Annotated in this window: 15 protein-coding genes; 6 read left to right on the top strand and 9 right to left on the bottom strand. The window is 71.5% G+C overall.

Annotation, left to right across the window (positions count from 1 at the left end; translation table 11 throughout):
• The first annotated feature begins 1 nt into the window (after nucleotide 1).
• Entirely contained in the window at nucleotides 2-2,071 is a 2,070-nt protein-coding gene (locus ACFV9M_RS22000) for a tetratricopeptide repeat protein (RefSeq protein WP_385061569.1), read from the top strand.
• A gap of 49 nt (nucleotides 2,072-2,120) precedes the next feature.
• Here ACFV9M_RS22000 and ACFV9M_RS21995 read toward each other — a convergent pair whose 3' ends face one another.
• The gene (locus ACFV9M_RS21995; protein ID WP_385061571.1) at nucleotides 2,121-3,146 is read right to left on the bottom strand and encodes an ATP-dependent 6-phosphofructokinase; all 1,026 of its coding nucleotides are present in this window, start codon (nucleotides 3,144-3,146) and stop codon (nucleotides 2,121-2,123) included.
• A 226-nt stretch (nucleotides 3,147-3,372) separates the two neighbouring features.
• Here ACFV9M_RS21995 and pta point away from each other — a divergent pair, with 226 nt between their 5' ends.
• From pta to ACFV9M_RS21975, 4 genes are all read left to right on the top strand, one after another.
• Nucleotides 3,373-5,463 (top strand): phosphate acetyltransferase, encoded by a 2,091-nt coding sequence (pta, locus tag ACFV9M_RS21990; protein WP_385061573.1) that lies wholly within the window; start codon nucleotides 3,373-3,375, stop codon nucleotides 5,461-5,463.
• Entirely contained in the window at nucleotides 5,460-6,671 is a 1,212-nt protein-coding gene (locus ACFV9M_RS21985; protein ID WP_385061574.1) for an acetate kinase, read from the top strand. The genes pta and ACFV9M_RS21985 overlap by 4 nt, the downstream gene beginning before the upstream one ends.
• An 89-nt stretch (nucleotides 6,672-6,760) precedes the next feature.
• The gene (gene pyk / locus ACFV9M_RS21980) at nucleotides 6,761-8,194 is read left to right on the top strand and encodes a pyruvate kinase (RefSeq protein WP_385061576.1); all 1,434 of its coding nucleotides are present in this window, start codon (nucleotides 6,761-6,763) and stop codon (nucleotides 8,192-8,194) included.
• 239 nt (nucleotides 8,195-8,433) lie between these two features.
• Nucleotides 8,434-8,835: a hypothetical protein gene (locus ACFV9M_RS21975; protein ID WP_385061577.1), complete on the top strand. Its 402-nt coding sequence runs from the start codon at nucleotides 8,434-8,436 to the stop codon at nucleotides 8,833-8,835.
• 49 nt (nucleotides 8,836-8,884) lie between these two features.
• Here the strand turns inward: ACFV9M_RS21975 and ACFV9M_RS21970 are convergent, their stop codons facing one another.
• The 4 genes from ACFV9M_RS21970 to ACFV9M_RS21955 all read right to left on the bottom strand — a co-directional run bounded on the left by ACFV9M_RS21970 (nucleotide 8,885) and on the right by ACFV9M_RS21955 (nucleotide 13,314).
• Complete coding sequence (locus ACFV9M_RS21970) at nucleotides 8,885-10,270, bottom strand: hypothetical protein (RefSeq protein WP_385061579.1); 1,386 nt, start codon at nucleotides 10,268-10,270, stop codon at nucleotides 8,885-8,887.
• The gene (locus ACFV9M_RS21965) at nucleotides 10,260-10,844 is read right to left on the bottom strand and encodes a DUF6114 domain-containing protein (RefSeq protein WP_385061581.1); all 585 of its coding nucleotides are present in this window, start codon (nucleotides 10,842-10,844) and stop codon (nucleotides 10,260-10,262) included. The genes ACFV9M_RS21970 and ACFV9M_RS21965 overlap by 11 nt, the downstream gene beginning before the upstream one ends.
• Nucleotides 10,845-11,048: 204 nt before the next feature.
• Nucleotides 11,049-11,693: a DUF6230 family protein gene (locus ACFV9M_RS21960; protein ID WP_385061583.1), complete on the bottom strand. Its 645-nt coding sequence runs from the start codon at nucleotides 11,691-11,693 to the stop codon at nucleotides 11,049-11,051.
• Between the two features lie 646 nt (nucleotides 11,694-12,339).
• Nucleotides 12,340-13,314 carry a tetratricopeptide repeat protein gene (locus ACFV9M_RS21955; protein WP_385061585.1) on the bottom strand — a complete coding sequence of 325 codons (975 nt, stop codon included), beginning with the start codon at nucleotides 13,312-13,314 and terminating at the stop codon, nucleotides 12,340-12,342.
• A 251-nt stretch (nucleotides 13,315-13,565) separates the two neighbouring features.
• Here ACFV9M_RS21955 and ACFV9M_RS21950 point away from each other — a divergent pair, with 251 nt between their 5' ends.
• Complete coding sequence (locus ACFV9M_RS21950; protein WP_385061586.1) at nucleotides 13,566-14,186, top strand: TetR/AcrR family transcriptional regulator; 621 nt, start codon at nucleotides 13,566-13,568, stop codon at nucleotides 14,184-14,186.
• 49 nt (nucleotides 14,187-14,235) lie between these two features.
• On the opposite strand, the gene ACFV9M_RS21945 is transcribed toward ACFV9M_RS21950, so the two are convergent.
• From ACFV9M_RS21945 to ACFV9M_RS21930, 4 genes are all read right to left on the bottom strand, one after another.
• Nucleotides 14,236-15,936: a methylmalonyl-CoA mutase gene (locus tag ACFV9M_RS21945; protein ID WP_385061587.1), complete on the bottom strand. Its 1,701-nt coding sequence runs from the start codon at nucleotides 15,934-15,936 to the stop codon at nucleotides 14,236-14,238.
• A gap of 74 nt (nucleotides 15,937-16,010) precedes the next feature.
• On the bottom strand, nucleotides 16,011-16,349 hold the full coding sequence (locus ACFV9M_RS21940) for a DUF3817 domain-containing protein (RefSeq protein WP_385061589.1): 339 nt from the start codon (nucleotides 16,347-16,349) through the stop codon (nucleotides 16,011-16,013).
• A 131-nt stretch (nucleotides 16,350-16,480) separates the two neighbouring features.
• Nucleotides 16,481-16,990 (bottom strand): MarR family winged helix-turn-helix transcriptional regulator, encoded by a 510-nt coding sequence (locus tag ACFV9M_RS21935; protein WP_385061590.1) that lies wholly within the window; start codon nucleotides 16,988-16,990, stop codon nucleotides 16,481-16,483.
• Between the two features lie 140 nt (nucleotides 16,991-17,130).
• Nucleotides 17,131-18,207, bottom strand: a complete 1,077-nt coding sequence (locus tag ACFV9M_RS21930; protein ID WP_385061592.1) for a matrixin family metalloprotease — start codon at nucleotides 18,205-18,207, stop codon at nucleotides 17,131-17,133.
• Nucleotides 18,208-18,323 lie beyond the last annotated feature (116 nt).

The raw sequence follows: 18,323 nt of genomic DNA, 5'->3' as shown, positions 1-18,323 counted from the left end.
CGTGCACGGCCCGGTGCCCCGGGCGACGGCCGTCCTGCCGCCCCGGCCGCTGGGCTTCACCGGCCGGCGGGAACACATCGACCGCCTGCTCGCCCAACTCGCCCCCACCACGGACGATGCCCTCCCCGTCCTCGTCTTCGCCGTCACCGGCATGGGCGGCATCGGCAAGACGGCGTTGGCCTTGGAGGCGGCGCACCGGGCCTGCGGGCAGGGGTGGTTCCCGGGCGGCACGCTCTTCGTGGACCTGCGGGGGTACGACGACGATCCGGTGACGGCCGACCAGGCGGTGCTGGCGCTGCTGGACGCGCTCGGTGTGCGGGGCGCCGACCTTCCGACGACGGCCACGGGACAGTACGACGCCTACCGCGCGCTGCTGGCGGAGCGGGAAGGGCGGATGCTGCTGATCCTGGACAACGCGTCGGATCCGGAGCAGTACCGGGAACTGCTGCCTCCCACCGACCGCCACCGGGTCCTGATCACCTCCCGTGATCGCCACGACACTCTGCCGCTGCGCTTCGTCGACCTCGGGACGCTCGCCCCGAACGACTCCGTCGCCCTCGTCGTCCGTGCCCTGCGCATCACCGACGAGCACGACGACCGTCCGGAGCGCGAACCGGCCGCACTTCGGCAACTGACCGATCTGTGCGGCCATCTCCCCCTCGCTCTGCACATCGCGGCGGCCATGCTGCGCCGGCGCAGCCACCGGGACATCGCGTCACTGGTGGCCGAGATCAGGACGGCCGGCGACGCGACGGCCGTCCTCGACAACGGCCGCACCGGAACGGACCTGTACGGCCGCTCGCTCGTTCTCCGCCCCGTCCTGGAGACCTCGTACGAGCGGCTGCCCGACGAGCAGGCCCGGCTGCTGCGCCTGCTCTGTCTCGCTCCGGCCGCGGAGACCGGCACGGAGGCAGTGGCCGCTCTGGCCGACATGGCCGTGGAGGACACGCTGTCGGTGCTCGAGTCCTTGGCAGCCACTCATCTGGTGGCCTCGGTCCGGCCCGGCGACGGCATGGTCTCCGCTGGGCGATGGCGGACGCATGACCTGGTGCGGGCGTTCGGATCGAGGGTGGTGGCGGAGGACACCGAGCTGCGCAAGGAGGGCAAGGCGGCCCGCGGGCGGGTGATGGGGTTCTATGCGCGGTGGGCCGACGCGGCGGACAACTGGCTGCGGTGGTTCCCGGGGCAGCCGGTGCCGAAGGTGTTCGAAGGCCGCAGGGAGGCGTTGGAGTGGCTCGACCGAGAGCGGGCCGGCCTGGTGGCGGCGGTGGGGTGGGCACAGGAGGAGGAGTTCGCCGATGCGGGCCTCTCGCTGGCGTTGAACCTGGGGCAGTACCTGCACTGGCGGCGCTACTTCGACGACGGCATCACCGTCGCGGACACGGCTCGGTCGGCCGCGCACCGTGCCGGGGACCGGAGGGCGGAAGCCATCGCCTGGAGCAACCTCGGCAACGCCCTGCACGAGGCCGGCCGGCTGGACGACGCCATCGACGCCCACACTCACTCCCGCCATCTGTTCCGGGCGACGGAGAACCACCGCAGCGAAGGCATGGCATGGGGCCACCTCGGCAACGCCCTGCACGAGGCCGGCCGACTGGACGACGCCATCGACGCCCACACCCGCTCCCGGAACGTGTTCCAGGAAGCGGAGGACCACCACAGCGAGGGCAAGGCGTGGACCAACCTCGGCAACGCCCTGCACGAGGCGGGGCGGACAGCGGATGCCATCGACGCGTTCGGCAAGGCCCTGGCGATCCACCGGGACTTCGGGGACCGCCAGGGCGAGGGCAGGGCGTGGAACAACCTCGGTATCGCCCTGCACAGCGGAGGACGGCTCGATGAGGCGGTCGAGGCGTTCCACCAGGACCTGGCCATCAGTGCGGAGTTCGAGGACTGGTACGGCATGGGGCAGACCCTGGTGAATCTCGCCTTGCTCCACGAAACCGCGCAACGCCCGTCCGAAGCCCGGACCGCCTACCTGGAAGCGGCCGACGCCTACAGCAGAGCCCACGCCCCCGGCGAAGCCGCCGAAGCGCGCTCCGTCGCCGCCCGCCTGATCGGCCCGCCATGACCGGCGTCCGGCGAAGGAGACGGCGCGGGCGGCGGAGCCGGCGGACCGTCTAGAAGACCGACTCCGCCTCGTCCATCCGGTCCTTCGGCACCGTCTTCAGCTCGGTGACCGCCTCCGCCAGCGGCACCATCACGATGTCGGTGCCGCGCAGCGCGGTCATCTTGCCGAACTCGCCGCGGTGCGCCGCCTCGACGGCGTGCCAGCCGAAGCGGGTGGCGAGGACGCGGTCGTACGCGGTGGGGGTGCCGCCGCGCTGGACGTGGCCGAGGATGACCGGGCGGGCCTCCTTGCCGAGCCGCTTCTCCAGCTCGTACGCCAGCGCCGTTCCGATGCCCCGGAAGCGCTCGTGGCCGAACTGGTCGATCTCGCCCTTGCCGTAGTCCATGGTGCCGTCGGCGGGGTGGGCGCCCTCCGCGACGCAGACGACGGCGAACTTCTTGCCGCGTGCGAAGCGCTCCTCGACCATCTTGGCCAGGTCCGCCGGGTCGAAGGGGCGTTCCGGCAGGCAGATGCCGTGGGCGCCGGCCGCCATGCCCGACTCCAGGGCGATCCAGCCCGCGTGCCGGCCCATGACCTCGACGACCATGACGCGCTGGTGGGACTCGGCCGTGGTCTTGAGGCGGTCCATCGCCTCGGTGGCGACGCCGACCGCCGTGTCGAAGCCGAACGTCCGGTCCGTGGAGGAGATGTCGTTGTCGATCGTCTTCGGGACGCCGACCACCGGCAGCCCGGCGTCGCTCAGCATGCGCGCCGCCGTCAGCGTGCCCTCGCCGCCGATCGGGATGAGCGCGTCGATACCGAAGTCGTGGATCATGTCGCCGGCGCTCTCGCAGGCCTCGCGCAGCCGGTCGCGCTCCAGGCGGGAGGAGCCGAGGATGGTGCCGCCGCGGGCGAGGATGCCGCTGACGGCGTTGAGGTCGAGGCCGCGGTAGCGGCCGTCCAGCAGGCCCGCGTAGCCGTCCTCGAAGCCGATGACCTCGTCGCCGTAGTTGTCGACCGCTCGGTGCACGACCGACCGGATCACTGCGTTCAGCCCGGGGCAGTCGCCACCTGCGGTGAGAACTCCGATACGCATCGTGCTGTGTCTCCTGCTCGCTGTTGTCGCCGGTGAGCCACACCGATTGTTTCATGCCGCCGAGGAGACTGTCTCTTGACGGGCGCCTTATCCGCGGACGGGGGTATTGTCAAGAGCATCCCGCTCACCCCGGTGGGCGATTTTTGTGCACTGGCAGGTGCCTCGCCGCGGGTACCCGCCGCCGGCAGCCGCCACCGACAGGAACCGACAGGAACGGAGAGCACGCGTGACGCGCAGCGTGTACGTGACCGGGATCGACCGCGGCGACGGCCGCCAGGTCGTCGAGCTGGGAGTCATGGAACTCCTGACCCGGCAGGTCGACCGGGTGGGCGTGTTCCGTCCCCTCGTCCACGACGGGCCGGACCGCCTGTTCGAGCTGCTGCGCGCCCGTTACCGGCTGTCCCAGGACCCGGCCTCCGTCTACGGCATGGACTACCACGAGGCGTCCGTCCTCCAGGCGGAGCGGGGCGCGGACGAGCTGGTCTCCACGCTCGTCGACCGGTTCCACCGCGTCGCCCGCGCCTACGACGTCGTCCTCGTCCTGGGCACCGACTACGCCGACACCCAGTTCCCGGACGAGCTGTCCCTCAACGCCCGGCTGGCCAACGAGTTCGGCGCCTCCGTGATCGGTGTCGTCGGCGGCCGGGGGCAGACCGCGGAGTCCGTGCTCGCCGAGACCCGCAACGCCTACCGGGCGTACGAGGGGCTGGGCTGCGACGTCATCGCCATGGTCGCCAACCGGGTCGCCCGCCAGGACCGGGACCCGATAGCCGACCGGCTCGCGGGCCGGCTGCCGGTGCCCTGCCACGTGATCCCCGACGAGCCCGCCCTGTCCGCGCCGACCGTCGCGCAGGTCGCGCACACGCTCGGCGCGAAGGTGCTGCTCGGCGACGACTCCGGGCTCGCCCGTGACGCGCTCGGCTTCGTCTTCGGCGGCGCGATGCTGCCGAACTTCCTGAACGCGCTGACCCCGGGCGCCCTGGTGGTCACCCCCGGCGACCGGGCCGACCTGGTCGTCGGCTCGCTGGCCGCGCACAGCGCCGGCACCCCGCCGATCGCCGGTGTGCTGCTCACCCTCGGCGAGGTGCCGAGCGGGGACGTCCTGACCCTCGCCGCCCGGCTCGCGCCCGGCACCCCCGTGCTGTCGGTGACCGGCAACAGCTTCCCGACGGCCGAGCAGCTGTTCTCCCTGGAGGGCAAGCTCAACGCGGCCACCCCGCGCAAGGCGGAGACCGCCCTCGGTCTCTTCGAGCGGTACGTCGACACGGCCGACCTGCTGAAGCGGGTCTCCGCGCCGAGCAGCGACCGCGTGACGCCGATGATGTTCGAGCACCAGCTGCTGGAGCAGGCCCGCTCCGACCGGCGCCGGGTCGTGCTGCCGGAGGGGACGGAGGAGCGGGTGCTGCACGCGGCCGAGGTGCTGCTGCGCCGCGGCGTCTGCGACCTCACCCTGCTCGGTCCCGTCGAGCAGATCCGCAAGAAGGCCGCCGACCTCGGCATCGACCTGGGCGACTGCCAGTTGACCGACCCGGCCACCAGCGAGCTGCGCGACCACTTCGCCGAGCTGTACGCGGGACTGCGCGCCCACAAGGGCGTGACGGTGGAGCTGGCGTACGACGTGGTCTCCGACGTGAACTACTTCGGCACGCTGATGGTGCAGGAGGGCTTCGCCGACGGCATGGTGTCGGGCTCCGTGCACTCCACGGCCGCCACCATCCGGCCCGCGTTCGAGATCATCAAGACCAAGCCGGACGCCGACATCGTCTCGTCCGTGTTCTTCATGTGCCTGGCCGACAAGGTCCTCGTCTACGGCGACTGCGCCGTGAACCCCGACCCGAACGCCGAGCAGCTCGCCGACATCGCCATCCAGTCGGCGGCGACCGCCGCCCGGTTCGGCGTGGAGCCGCGGATCGCGATGCTGTCGTACTCCACCGGCACCTCCGGTTCCGGGGCCGACGTCGACAAGGTGCGGGAGGCCACGGAGCTCGTCCGCGCCCGCCGTCCCGACCTCGCCATCGAGGGGCCGATCCAGTACGACGCGGCCGTGGAGCCGTCGGTCGCGGCGACCAAGCTGCCCGGGTCCGAGGTGGCCGGCCAGGCCAGCGTGCTGATCTTCCCCGACCTGAACACCGGCAACAACACCTACAAGGCCGTGCAGCGTTCGGCCGGCGCGATCGCCGTCGGGCCGGTGCTCCAGGGGCTCCGCAAGCCGGTCAACGACCTGTCGAGGGGCGCCCTCGTGCAGGACATCGTCAACACGGTCGCCATCACGGCGATCCAGGCACAGTCCCCGAGCGAGAAGGCAACCGCACAGTGAGTTCCACCCGTGTCCTCGTCCTCAACTCCGGCTCCTCGTCGGTGAAGTACCAGCTGCTCGACATGCGGGACAGCAGCCGGCTGGCCGCCGGGCTCGTGGAGCGCATCGGGGAGCAGACCTCCCGGCTCAAGCACACGCCCCTCGCCCGGGGCGGGGAGTCCCGTGAGTGGACCGGGCCGATCGCCGACCACGACGCCGCGCTGAAGGCCGTGGCCGAGGAGCTGGCCAAGGACGGGCTCGGGCTGGACTCGCCCGAGCTGGCCGCGATCGGGCACCGGGTGGTGCACGGCGGCAAGCGCTTCACCGAGCCGACCGTCGTCGACGACGCCGTGCTCGCGGAGATCGAGCGGCTGATCCCCGTGGCGCCGCTGCACAACCCGGCCAACCTGACCGGGATCCGCACCGCGCTGTCCCTGCGCCCCGATCTGCCCCAGGTCGCCGTCTTCGACACCGCCTTCCACACGACGATGCCGGAGGCGGCCGCCCGCTACGCGATCGACGTCGAGACCGCCGACGCGCACCGCGTCCGGCGCTACGGCTTCCACGGCACCTCGCACGCCTACGTCTCCCGGGCGACGGCGAAGCTGCTGGGCCGGGCGCCCGAAGAGGTGAACGTCATCGTGCTGCACCTCGGCAACGGGGCGTCGGCGTCGGCCGTGCGGGGCGGGCGGTGCGTCGACACGTCCATGGGGCTGACGCCGCTCGAAGGCCTGGTGATGGGTACCCGCTCCGGGGACGCCGATCCGGCCGTCATCTTCCATTTGGCGCGTGTTGGCGGAATGTCCATCGACGAAATCGACACTCTTCTCAACAAGAAGAGCGGACTGATCGGCCTGTGCGGCGACAACGACATGCGGGAGATCCGGCGCCGCGTCGACGAGGGCGACGAACGGGCGAAGCTCGCCTTCGACATCTACATTCACCGCCTGAAGAAGTACATCGGCGCCTATTACGCCGTCCTCGGGCGGGTGGACGCGATCGCGTTCACCGCGGGGGTGGGCGAGAACGCGGCGCCGGTGCGGGAGGCGGCCGTCGCGGGCCTGGAGACCCTGGGCCTGGCGGTGGACGGCGAACTGAACGCCGTACGCGGTGACGAGCCGCGGCTGATCTCGCCCGGTGACGCGCGGGTGAAGGTCGCCGTGGTACCGACCGACGAGGAGCTGGAGATCGCGACGCAGACGTACGCACTGGTCGAAAACACGAACTGAGCAGGAAAGCAACTGAGCGCCGGCCACCTCATTTGTATCTTCCGCCAGACGGAATATTCCGCGGCGAAACAAACCGATAGGATCGTCCCATGCGCCGTTCGAAAATCGTCTGTACTCTCGGCCCCGCGGTCGACTCCCACGACCAACTCGTGTCGCTGATCGAGGCCGGCATGAACGTGGCCCGCTTCAACTTCAGCCACGGTACGCACGCCGAGCACCAGGGCCGCTACGACCGGGTCCGTGCCGCGTCCAAGGAGACCGGCCGCGCCATCGGCGTCCTCGCCGACCTCCAGGGCCCGAAGATCCGCCTGGAGACCTTCGCCGAGGGCCCGGTCGAGCTGGAGCGGGGTGACGAGTTCGTCATCACCACCGAGGACGTGCCGGGCGACAAGCAGATCTGCGGCACCACCTACAAGGGCCTGCCCGGGGACGTCTCGCGCGGCGACCAGATCCTGATCAACGACGGCAACGTCGAGCTGAAGGTCCTGGACGTCGAGGGCCCGCGGGTGAAGTCGATCGTCATCGAGGGCGGCGTCGTCTCCGACCACAAGGGCATCAACCTGCCCGGCGCGGCCGTCAACGTGCCCGCGCTCAGCGAGAAGGACATCGACGACCTGCGGTTCGCGCTGCGCATGGGCTGCGACCTGGTCGCGCTCTCCTTCGTCCGGGACGCCAAGGACGTCGCCGACGTCCACCGGGTCATGGACGAGGAGGGGCGCCGCGTCCCCGTCATCGCCAAGGTGGAGAAGCCGCAGGCGGTGGAGAACATGGAGGACGTCGTGATGGCGTTCGACGGCGTGATGGTCGCCCGTGGCGACCTGGCCGTCGAGTACCCGCTCGAGAAGGTCCCCATGGTGCAGAAGCGCCTGATCGAGCTGTGCCGGCGCAACGCCAAGCCGGTGATCGTCGCGACCCAGATGATGGAGTCGATGATCACCAACTCCCGTCCGACCCGCGCCGAGGCCTCCGACGTGGCCAACGCGATCCTGGACGGCGCCGACGCGGTCATGCTGTCCGCCGAGTCGAGCGTGGGCGCGTACCCGATCGAGACCGTGAAGACGATGTCGAAGATCGTCACCGCGGCCGAGCAGGAGCTGCTCTCCAAGGGCCTCCAGCCGCTCGTCCCCGGCAAGAAGCCGCGCACGCAGGGCGGTTCGGTGGCCCGCGCGGCCGCCGAGATCGCCGACTTCCTCGGCGGGCGCGGCCTGGTCGCCTTCACCCAGTCCGGCGACACCGCCCGCCGTCTGTCCCGCTACCGCGCCGCCCAGCCGATCATCGCGTTCACCACGGACGAGGGCACCCGCAACCAGCTGGCGCTCAGCTGGGGCGTGGAGTCGCACGTCGTGCCGTTCGTGAACAGCACCGACGAGATGGTCGACCTGGTGGACCAGGAGATCACCCGGCTGCACCGCTTCGAGCCGGGCGAGATCGTCGTCATCACCGCCGGTTCGCCGCCCGGCGTCCCCGGCACCACCAACATGGTCCGCGTCCACCACCTGGGCGAGGGCTCTTCCCGCGACTGAGCACAGGCTCCCGCGCGGGTCTCGTACGGCGGTACCGCGCTGAGGGCGCGCCCCTGAGGCAGGGGCGCGCCCTTTCGGCTGTCCGGCACCGAACGGACCGCGAACTATCAACACACTGTCAAAGATGATCGTCTTATGAGATTCTCCTCCCCTGGCGGTGATCCGTTTCGGCGGTCCCGGCTGGTGCCGAGCGACGAGGACGACGGGCGCGAGCCCGTCGGCAAGGGGGAGGAAAGGCCATGAAGTCCCGGAGAACGGTGACGCGAGCGTTGGCGACGGGTGTGTGCGCGATCGGTCTGATCGCCGGAATGCAGGGCCAGGCCTGGGCGGGGACGGTGACCATCGACGCCGCCGGCGACGCCGGATACGGCACCTTCAACGCCGACCCGAACGGCTCGATCCCCGGTGACGCCATCCGGGCCTGCGACACCAAGGCCGACGGCTGGGGCGTCGAGACCGCTCTCGACTACGACTTCGACACGGTCCCCGACCGGATCGTCGACACCCGCGGTCACGCCGCCGGCTACTGCAGCGGCTGGCTCGGCGGCAACCTCACGGAGGGCCGGACCGTCCGCATGTACGTCACGCCGGTGCAGGGGAGCAGCAGCGGCCCCTCGTACTACATCGACGTCGTGGCCTGACGTCCCACGGGAGTGCCCCCGGCACGGATCCGCGCCGGGGGCGGCGCCGTCAGTCGGTCGTGTAGAGCTGCATGCCGGGGATGTGCAGCGTCCCGCCGAACTGGGCGGCCTGCGTGACCTTCACGTCGGTGAAGTAGATCAGCGGGATGTTCAGCGGCGGCGGGCTGTCCGGGCTGAACGTGATCGGGACCAGGCCGAACAGGTTGCCCGAGATGCTCTCGGTGTACATGATCGTGTCGCCGTCGCGGATGGTGGAGGTCGTGCCCTCACCGGCCTGCACGTGGTACGTCTTGCCGGAGCTGTCGTCGTTCACCAGCTGGTGCAGGTCGCCGATGTCGGTGCCGCCGGAGATGACGTACTTGAGCACCTTCTTCGTGGTGCCGCTCGCGGTCTTCACCTCGACGACGCCCTGGTAGTCCGCTTCCTTGAGCAGCAGCGAACTCGCCTCGAGGTACCACGGGTCGTCCGCGACGGGCACCTTGTTGTCCACGCCGCCCTCGTCGTCCGTGGCGGCGACGCAGTCCTCCGCGTCGGTGGTGGAGCTCGCGGAGGGGCTGGGCGAGGACGTGGCCCCGTCGGTGGTCTCGTCCGCGGCCTCCTCTGCGGCCTCCTCGGTGTCCTCCACCGCGTCCTCGGCGGTGTCCTTCACCCCGTCGGTGACCGCGTCGGTGGTGTCCTTGGCCGTGCCGCCGGCGGAGCCGCCCCCGTCGGAGGAGTCCGTCGCGTCCGGTGCCGACGAGGAGGTGCCGCTGCCGGCGGAGGCCGAGGCGGACGCGGACGCGGACGGCGACGGGCTCGCACCGGTCGTCGCCTCGTCGGACGTGTCACCGTCGAAGAGGTCGGTGATGGCGTCGCCGATGGTCTCCAGGAGGTTCTTGTCCGTCGCGGAGGCCGACGGGCTCGCCGTCGCGGTGGCGCCGGAGGACGGCGTCGACTCCTCCGCCGAGGAGGCGGCCCCGGAGGACGCCGACGGCGCGGGCTCGGCCCCGTCGTCGGAACCTGAATCCGACGAAGAGGAGCCGTCCGCCGAACTCCCCTTGCCGGTGGAGTCCGTGGAGTCCTCGGAGTCCTCGGAACTCCCGGAGTCCTGGGAGTCCCCTGCGTCCGACGCGTCGTCCGCGGAGTCGCTCCCGGAGGCCGACGGCGAGGGGGACGCGGAGGCGGAGGCGTCCGCGCCCTCCAAGGCCGTCACGCACTCCTGGTACTCGTCGGCCAGCTTGCTGTTCGCCGTGGGCTGGTCGTCGGCGACGGCGAGGGTCGGCGTGAACCCCATGCCCATGAGGACGGCCGTGGGCATCGCCGCCATCGCTATCGCCTTGCCGGCCGGCATGTGGAGCCGGGTGAGCAGCGGCTTCTTCGGCGCCGCGTGGCGCCCTGTGCCCTTCCGCCGGTCCGGGGAGGCCGGGCCGGTGGCGCGGGCCTCGTCAGCCGACACGGTGCACCCCGTTCGGTTCCTTCGCCCCGTCGCCGTACGGCGCGCCGCCCTCGGCCGGCTCGTTCCAGGAGCGGGGCAGGTACGGCTCACCCGCGACGGCTCCCGGAGCCGGTTCCGGCGCGCCGTCCGTCGTGGGAGCGGGCCGGGCGCCCTGCGGCGCGGCGCCCTCGGCCGCCGGCTTGCCGGGCGCCCAGGAGAGGGCGAGCGCTCCGCCGATCAGCGCCAGCAGGAAGCCGACGATGAAGCCGCCGATGTTGGAGACCACCAGCGAGACCAGCGCGAGGAGGATCGAGGCGATGCCGGCGAAGACCCGGGTGGCCTGCTGGAACCACATGGTCAGGCCCAGCGTGACCAGCAGGACGCCGATGATCAGCGAGCCGGCACCCGCGGTGGTCGACATGGCGAGCGACATGGTGCCCAGCTTGAGCGTGGCGTACGGGAAGTAGGCGATCGGCAGCCCGCCGAGCAGGGTGAACAGGCCTGCCCAGAAGGGCCGGGTGCCCCGCCAATCACGGAAGCGCAGACGCAGCCGGGTGAACCTCCCGGCGCTCTGGACCGGAGTCTCGGCACTCATGGAAAACAGCTCCCTGGGTCCGGTGGAAGTACGTACCGGCTCGGCCGTATGCGTGGAGAAGCCGGAAAGTCTGAGACGGATCAGGTGTGCCCGGCGTCCGGCCGGGCCGGGCCCGCGGGGCGGAGAAGCACCGGCTTCCCCGCCCCCCTGCGGAACCCCCCGGGGCGGCTCAGCCGCCCCGGGACACCCCGGTGACGGAAGCCGTCAGTAGCACTCCATCTTGGCGTCCGTGCCGAGGCGCATGGACAGGCCGCTGAGCTTGAACGTTCCGGCGGTGGTCGCCCAGGCCGTCTGCTTCACGCCGTACAGGTCGGCCGTCTCCGCCTGCTGGGCGAAGCCGCCCGGCAGCACGGTCTCGCCCTGCTTCACGGCGGGACCCTCGGTCTTGTCCTGGATCGCGACGCCGATGTCGATGTTCTTGAACTCCGCGTCGGCGTCGAGCTGGGCGACGTCGATGTAGAGGTTCTCGGCGACGACCGGGTTCTTCTCGTCGTTGCCCGCCTCGAGACGAAGGTAGATCGTCTTGCCTATGAGGGGGATCTCGGTCTTGACCGACTGGCACATCTTGGTGATCGTCGCGTCCTCGAACGACGAGACCGCGACCGGAACCTGCGTCTGGGCATCGCCCTTGGTCGAGGTGTAGACGGTGTCGATGCCGCCGTACTGGGCGAAACCCTCACCGTGCAGGTGACCGGCCGTCACCTTGAACTGCTGGCCGGAGACGCTGAACGACGCCGCGAGGGCACCCTGCGCCAGACCGATGCCCACACACGCCGCCGCGGCGACGCTGGGCACCATGACCACGGCGAACCGCTTCCATCTGGTCCCGCCACGCACCTGGGACTCCATATTTCCTCCTTCTCGGACGTACATCTCCTGGCTCCGGCTCGCCCCCTAGGCGGCGGCTCGGCCGGGCAGGGATGGGAGAAGTGCTACGTCCTCGGGAAGGAGAGCGCCCGCCTCGGAGGCGCGAACCGCGCACCGATCACCGGCGATCACCCCCGAGCGACAACCACTGGTCGCGCCTGACACGCATCACGCACAACCTTGCTGGACAGGCTTCGCCGTGGCGAAGACCCCCCTGCCCAAGAGCCGGCGTCACTACCGCCCGCTCTGCTCGGTGGGGACCCAGGAAAACCCGTTGACCCAACTGGCTGCCGGGGCACGGGAACGGACCGAGCGTGGCCGATCGTGGTGCATTCTCGCCGCCCGCACAAGGGGGTTCGTTACTCGCTAGTAACGGCCGGATAACCGAACAACGACCCGGAGGTCTCGAGCGGCGACAGTCGGTGGCTGTCACACCCGGGACAAACTTGTTGATCAATGGACGGAACCCGACAGAACGGCCGCCCCGACTTACTGCCAGTAACAGCGGCCGCGATTGCCAAGATTTGGCAAAGCGCGGCCGCACGGGGACATTGTCGGCAGAACTTTCACGCGGGCACCACAGGCCCTGGCGTTTAGCGACTGGTCAGAACCGGGCCGCCCGCCCGGCTCAGAACAGCGCCCTCGCCAGCGCCCGCCGCGCCGTGGCCACCCGGGGGTCGTCCGGCCCGACCACCTCGAACAGCTCCAGCAGCCGCAGCCGTACGGCGTCCCGGTCGTCGCCCGCCGTGCGCCGCACGGTGTCGATGAGCCGTCCGAACGCGTCCTCGACGTGACCGCCCACCAGGTCCAGGTCGGCGGCGGCGATCTGCGCCCGCGCGTCCTGCGGCTTCTCGGCGGCGTCCTTGCGCACCTGCTGCGGGTCCATCTCCTGCACCCGCTGGAGCAGTTCGGCCTGCGCCAGACCCAGCTGCGCCTCGGTGTTGCCGGGGTCGTCGGTGAGCACGTTCCGGTAGGCGCGGACGGCACCGGCCAGGTCACCGGCGTCCAGTGCCTGCACGGCGGCTTCGAGCAGCGCGTCGTACGGACCGGCCGGCTCCTCGGCCGGCTCCGCACGGCCGCCGGTCTCGGCGTCGGGGTCGACGGTCAGGCCGGTCAGGCCGAAGCGCTGCTCGGCGACGGCCACCAACTGGTCGAGGGTCTGGCGGATCTGCGCCTCACCGGCGGCCCCCTGGAAGAGCGGCAGTGCCTGGCCCGCGACGACGGCGAAGACGGCCGGGATGCCCTGCACCCCGAACTGCTGCATCAGCATCTGATTGGCGTCGACGTCGATCTTGGCGAGCAGGAAACGGCCGTCGTACTCGACCGCGAGACGCTCCAGGACCGGGCTCAGCTGCTTGCAGGGCTGGCACCACTCGGCCCAGAAGTCGATGACGACGGGCACCTCGGCGGACCGCTGGAGGACGTCCCGCTCGAACCCGGCCTCGTCGACGTCGATGACGAGGTCGGCGGGGGACACCGCCCCCGTACCGCCCTGCCGGGCGGCGTCGGCCCGCGCCTGCTCCGCCTTCGCCTTGGCCTCCTGGGCCGCCTTCACCGCGGCGAGGTCGACGACCCCGCTCATGGACATGTTCCGTGGCTGCATGCGTCTATCCTCCCCCGTCCGCGCGTGTGCGTGAAAAGCGAACCCGAATGTGCGGCGGGTCCCCACCCGCGCCACGCGGTCGCGGCCCCTCCACGCCGGGCGGCCGCGGCCCGTGCACGTCCGTCACGGGCTTTCGCTACGAGTCGTAGCGTAATGGCGTCGCGGGCCTCCCCGGGACCGGTCCCCGGTGATCTCCCTCACGGCGGCACGACCCCCGGGAGCGCGGAAAACCCGCCGGATAGGGTCGGGACATGCAGAGCCGCAGCCCCGCCAGACGCACCGGACGTCCGCGCAGCGCCGCCGCGGACGCCGCGATCCTGGCCGCCACGCGGGAGGCGCTGGTGGAACTGGGCTGGTCGAAGCTCACGCTGGGGGACGTGGCGACACGGGCCGGGGTCGCGAAGACCACGCTCTACCGCCGCTGGGCCGGCAAGAACGAACTCGTCGTCGACGCGGTCGCGGAACTCTTCGACGAGCTGGAACTCCCCGACCGCGGCAGCCTGGCCGCCGACGTCGAGGGCGTGGTCGCGCAGTTCGCGGCGATCCTCGCCCGCCCCGAGGCCAGGAGCGGCCTGATGGCGGTCGTCGCCGAGTCCACCCGCGACGACGCCCTGCGCGCCCGCATCCGCTGCTCCATCGTCGAGCCGCAGAAGGACCTGGTCCTGGAGGGCCGGGCCCGCGCCCAGGACCGCGGCGAACTCCCCCCGGAACCCGACCCCGGACAGGCCGCCCGCACGGTCGACCTCATCTTCGACGTGGTCGCGGGCGCGGTGGTCCACCGCACGCTGGTGAGCGGACAGCCGGCGGACGAGGAGTGGGTGCGCGGTTTCACCCGGGTGCTGCTCCTCGGACTGGCGGGAGCCGCCGCCTGAGTCCCCGCCCGCCGGGCTGGGGGCGCGGCCCCGCGTCCGCCCCGGGTGCTCAGAAGCCGGCGGGCTCCGTGTACACCCCCCACTCCTCCCGCAGCACGTCGCAGATCTCCCCGAGGGTCGCCTCGGCGCGTACGGCGTCCAGCATCGGCTCGATCATGCCGGCGCCGCTCCGGGCGGCGGCGAGCATGGCGTCGAGCGCGGCGCGCACGGCGGTGTCGTCCCGGGCCGCCCGGCGCGCGGCCAGCGCCCGCACCTGCTCCCGTTCCACCTCGTGGCCGACCCGCAGGATCTCCAGGTCCCCGGTCACCGAGCCGGTGTGGGCGTTCACCCCGACGACTCTCTTCTCGCCCTTCTCCAGGGCCCGCTGGTAGCGGAAGGCCGACTCGGCGATCTCCCCGGTGAACCAGCCGTCCTCGATGCCCCGCAGGATTCCGGAGGTGACCGGACCGATCGGGTGCCGGCCGTCGGGGTGCGCCCGCAGCCCCCGCTCCTCGATCCGCTCGAAGATCTTCTCGGCGTCGGCCTCGATGCGGTCGGTCAGCTGCTCGACGTACCAGGAACCGCCCAGCGGATCGGCGACGCCTGCGACGCCGGTCTCCTCCATCAGCACCTGCTGGGTGCGCAGGGCGATCTCCGCGGCCTGCTCGCTCGGCAGCGCCAGCGTCTCGTCCAGCGCGTTGGTGTGCAGCGAGTTGGTGCCGCCGAGGACCGCCGCGAGCGCCTCCACCGCCGTGCGCACCACGTTGTTGTACGGCTGCTGGGCGGTCAGTGAGACGCCGGCGGTCTGGGTGTGGAAGCGCAGCCACTGCGCCTTCTCGCTCCGCGCCCCGTAGACGTCCCGCATCCACCGGGCCCAGATGCGCCGGGCCGCGCGGAACTTGGCGATCTCCTCGAAGAAGTCGACGTGCGCGTCGAAGAAGAAGGAGAGGCCCGGGGCGAAGACGTCGACGTCCAGGCCGCGGCTGAGGCCGAGTTCGACGTAGCCGAAGCCGTCGGCCAGGGTGTACGCCAGCTCCTGTGCGGCCGTCGAGCCGGCCTCGCGGATGTGGTAGCCGGAGACGGAGAGCGGCTTGTAGGCGGGGATGCCGGACGCGCAGTACTCCATCAGGTCGCCGATGAGGCGCAGGTGCGGCTCGGGCGGGAAGATCCACTCCTTCTGCGCGATGTACTCCTTGAAGATGTCGGTCTGGAGCGTGCCGTTGAGGACGGCCGGGTCGACGCCCTGCCGTTCGGCGGCGACCAGGTACATGCAGAAGACGGGCACGGCGGGCCCGCTGATCGTCATCGAGGTGGTGACGTCCCCGAGGGGGATGTCCCGGAACAGCACCTCCATGTCGGCCGCGGAGTCGACGGCGACCCCGCAGTGCCCGACCTCGCCCAGCGAGCGCCGGTCGTCGGAGTCGCGGCCCATCAGCGTCGGCATGTCGAACGCGACGGACAGCCCCCCGCCGCCGTTGGCGAGGATCATCTTGTACCGCTCGTTGGTCTGCTCGGCGTTGCCGAACCCGGCGAACTGGCGGATGGTCCAGGCGCGCCCGCGGTAGCCGGTCGGGTACAGGCCGCGGGTGAAGGGGTACTCGCCGGGCCACCCGATCCGCTCGAAGCCCTCGTAGGTGTCGCCCGGCCGGGGCCCGTACACCGGCTCCACGGGGTCCCCGGAGAGCGTGGTGAAGTCAGCGTCGCGCTTGCGCGCGGCGTCGTACCGGGCCTGCCAGCGTCGGCGGCCCTCCTCTATGGCGTCAGCGTCCATACCCTCGAATTTACTAGGACGTCCTAGTAACTGTCGACGGCAGACCGCCGTACGGGTCCGTACGGCGGTGGCGCTCAGGCCTTGGCGGCCACCGGGGCGTCCTCGGCGACCTCGGCCTCCAGCTCGCGGCTGATCCTGCGCTCGACGAAGAACGCGGCGGTCGGGACGGTCCCGGCCAGCAGCACCCACAGCTGCCGGGCGACCGGCCACTTGGCCTTGGAGCCCAGGTCGAAGGCGAAGACCAGGTAGACGACGTAGAGCCAGCCGTGCGCGATGGAGACGACCCGGGTGGCGTCCGCGGCACCGTCCAGATCCAGCACGTACTTGCCGATCATGCACAGGCACAGCAGGACCAGCAGCACACCGGTGACGTAGGCCATGACGCGGTAGCGGGTCAGCACGCTCTTCTTCATGCCGTCGAGCGTAACCACCCGTTCCGGGAGATCTTGTACCGGGTCGCCCGCGCCGGGGCGCGCCGACCGCTCCCCACCGGACGCCTGTCACTCCCCGCCGGGACGCCCGTCACTCCTCGTCGGGACGCCCGTCACTCCTCGTCGAAGTCGTGCGCCGCGACCCGCAGGGGCCGCAGCATCGCGAAGAGCTCCGCGCACTCCTCGGCGTCGTACACGCCGAGCCCGAAGTCCATCGCCATCAGGTCGCGGGTGGCGGCCTCGACGACCTCGCGGCCCTTGTCGGTGATGGTGGCGAGGGTGCCGCGGCCGTCGTTGGGGTTGGGCCGCTTGGCGACCAGGCCCGACTTCACCAGGCGGTCGACGGTGTTCGTGACGGACGTGGGGTGCACCATGAGCCGCTCGCCGATCTTCGACATGGTGAGCTCACCCTCCTTGGAGAAGGTGAGCAGCACCAGCGCCTCGTAGCGCGCGAAGGTCAGCCCGTACGGCTTGACCACCGCGTCCACCTCGGCGAGCAGGATCTGGTGGGCACGCATGATCGAGGTGATCGCGGCCATGGACGGCACGTTTCCCCAGCGCTGCTTCCAGAGCTCGTCGGCGCGGGCGATGGGGTCGAAGGGAAGGCTGAGCGGCTTGGGCACGGCACCAGACCCTACCCGCCGGTCATATCGCGGTCAGCCCCGTCTCGGTTTTCGGTCCCCCGGCCGCACGGCCCGCCCCCGACGCCCCCCTGGCCGCACGGCCCGCCTCCGACGCTCCTCGGACGTTCCCCGGACGTTCCTCAGTAGAGGTTGCGCAGTCCGAGGACGTCGCCCCGGCCGAGGGTGCGGGCGCCCGTGGTGCAGGCGAAGGAGTTCGTGAACATGGTCTGCCCCTCGTGACCGGGGCCGACGTGGGCCAGACCGAACACATGGCCCGCCTCGTGCGTGGCGACGCTGCGGATGTCGTACGCGTCGGCGCAGGCGCCGGTGGGGTTGTTCGTGAAGGTGTAGTGGCTGGTGTTGAAGCGGACGTCGGCCTCCTTGAGCCAGTCCGGGGCGCCGGACATCGGGCGGCTCCACGAGCAGGTCGTGGCGACGACCCCGCCGCCGAGGTTTCCGGCGTCCCAGACGCTCACGCCGTCCCGCGCGGTGCAGCGGGCCTGCTGGTCGATGTCGGCCTCGTGATGGGTGCGGCCGTGGAAGAGGGCCTTGGCTCCCACCGCGTCCGCGAACCCGCAGTCGTTGCGGGTGCCGGTGATCGCGCCGAGGGCGTCCTCGAGGGCGCGGCGGGCCTCGGCGGCGGAGAGATTGCCGGGCAGGGGGTCGTCGCCGAGCCACCAGTCGTAGGTGCCGTACTCCTTGTGGTCGGCGACGGCGTACGCGCTGTCGGCGCAGGCTGCGCGGCGGGCGGCGCGGGCGGCCGGGGCGGCGGCATGCGTGTGCTGCTCGGCTCCGGCCTCCGACGCCGGGGCCGCGGGGGCCGCGGTGCCCGCCTCGCCCGCCCCGGCCGCCCCGGCCTCCAGGTCGTAGGAGACCGTGCCGTCGGCGGCGACCTCCAGGGTGAAGCCGTGCCTCGAGCCGTCCACCGACAGGGCGTCGACGGTGACCTTCGTGCCGGGTTCGGGGACCGTGACGCCGGCGCCCCCGTGGGTGAAGAGGCGTCCGACGGCCGCGCAGTCGAGCACCGAGGACCCGGCGGGCAGGTCGTCCACGGTCAGCGCGCCGCGCCCGAGGACACACCCGCCGCCCGCACGGGTGGACGCCTCGCCGCCCGCGCGCGTGGATGCGTCACCGCCGCCCGCCACCGCCACCGACACCGCCAGTACCACCGCCGCGACGACCCTGCCCGCCAGTCCCGGCCCGTGACGACCTGTCACTCCGCCTCCGCCCGAAGGTCCGCCCTTCGGGCGGAACTTGATCGATTCTCGGGAAGGTTAGCCCTCGGACGCGGGCTGAAAACCATGTAAATACCACCCGTTTGAGCGATCGCTCA

It is taken from the genome of Streptomyces sp. NPDC059895 (assembly GCF_042731035.1).
Classification (GTDB): Bacteria; Actinomycetota; Actinomycetes; order Streptomycetales; family Streptomycetaceae; genus Streptomyces.
Note: the sequence above shows the minus strand (reverse complement) of the source record. Positions and strands in the feature narration are given on the sequence as shown.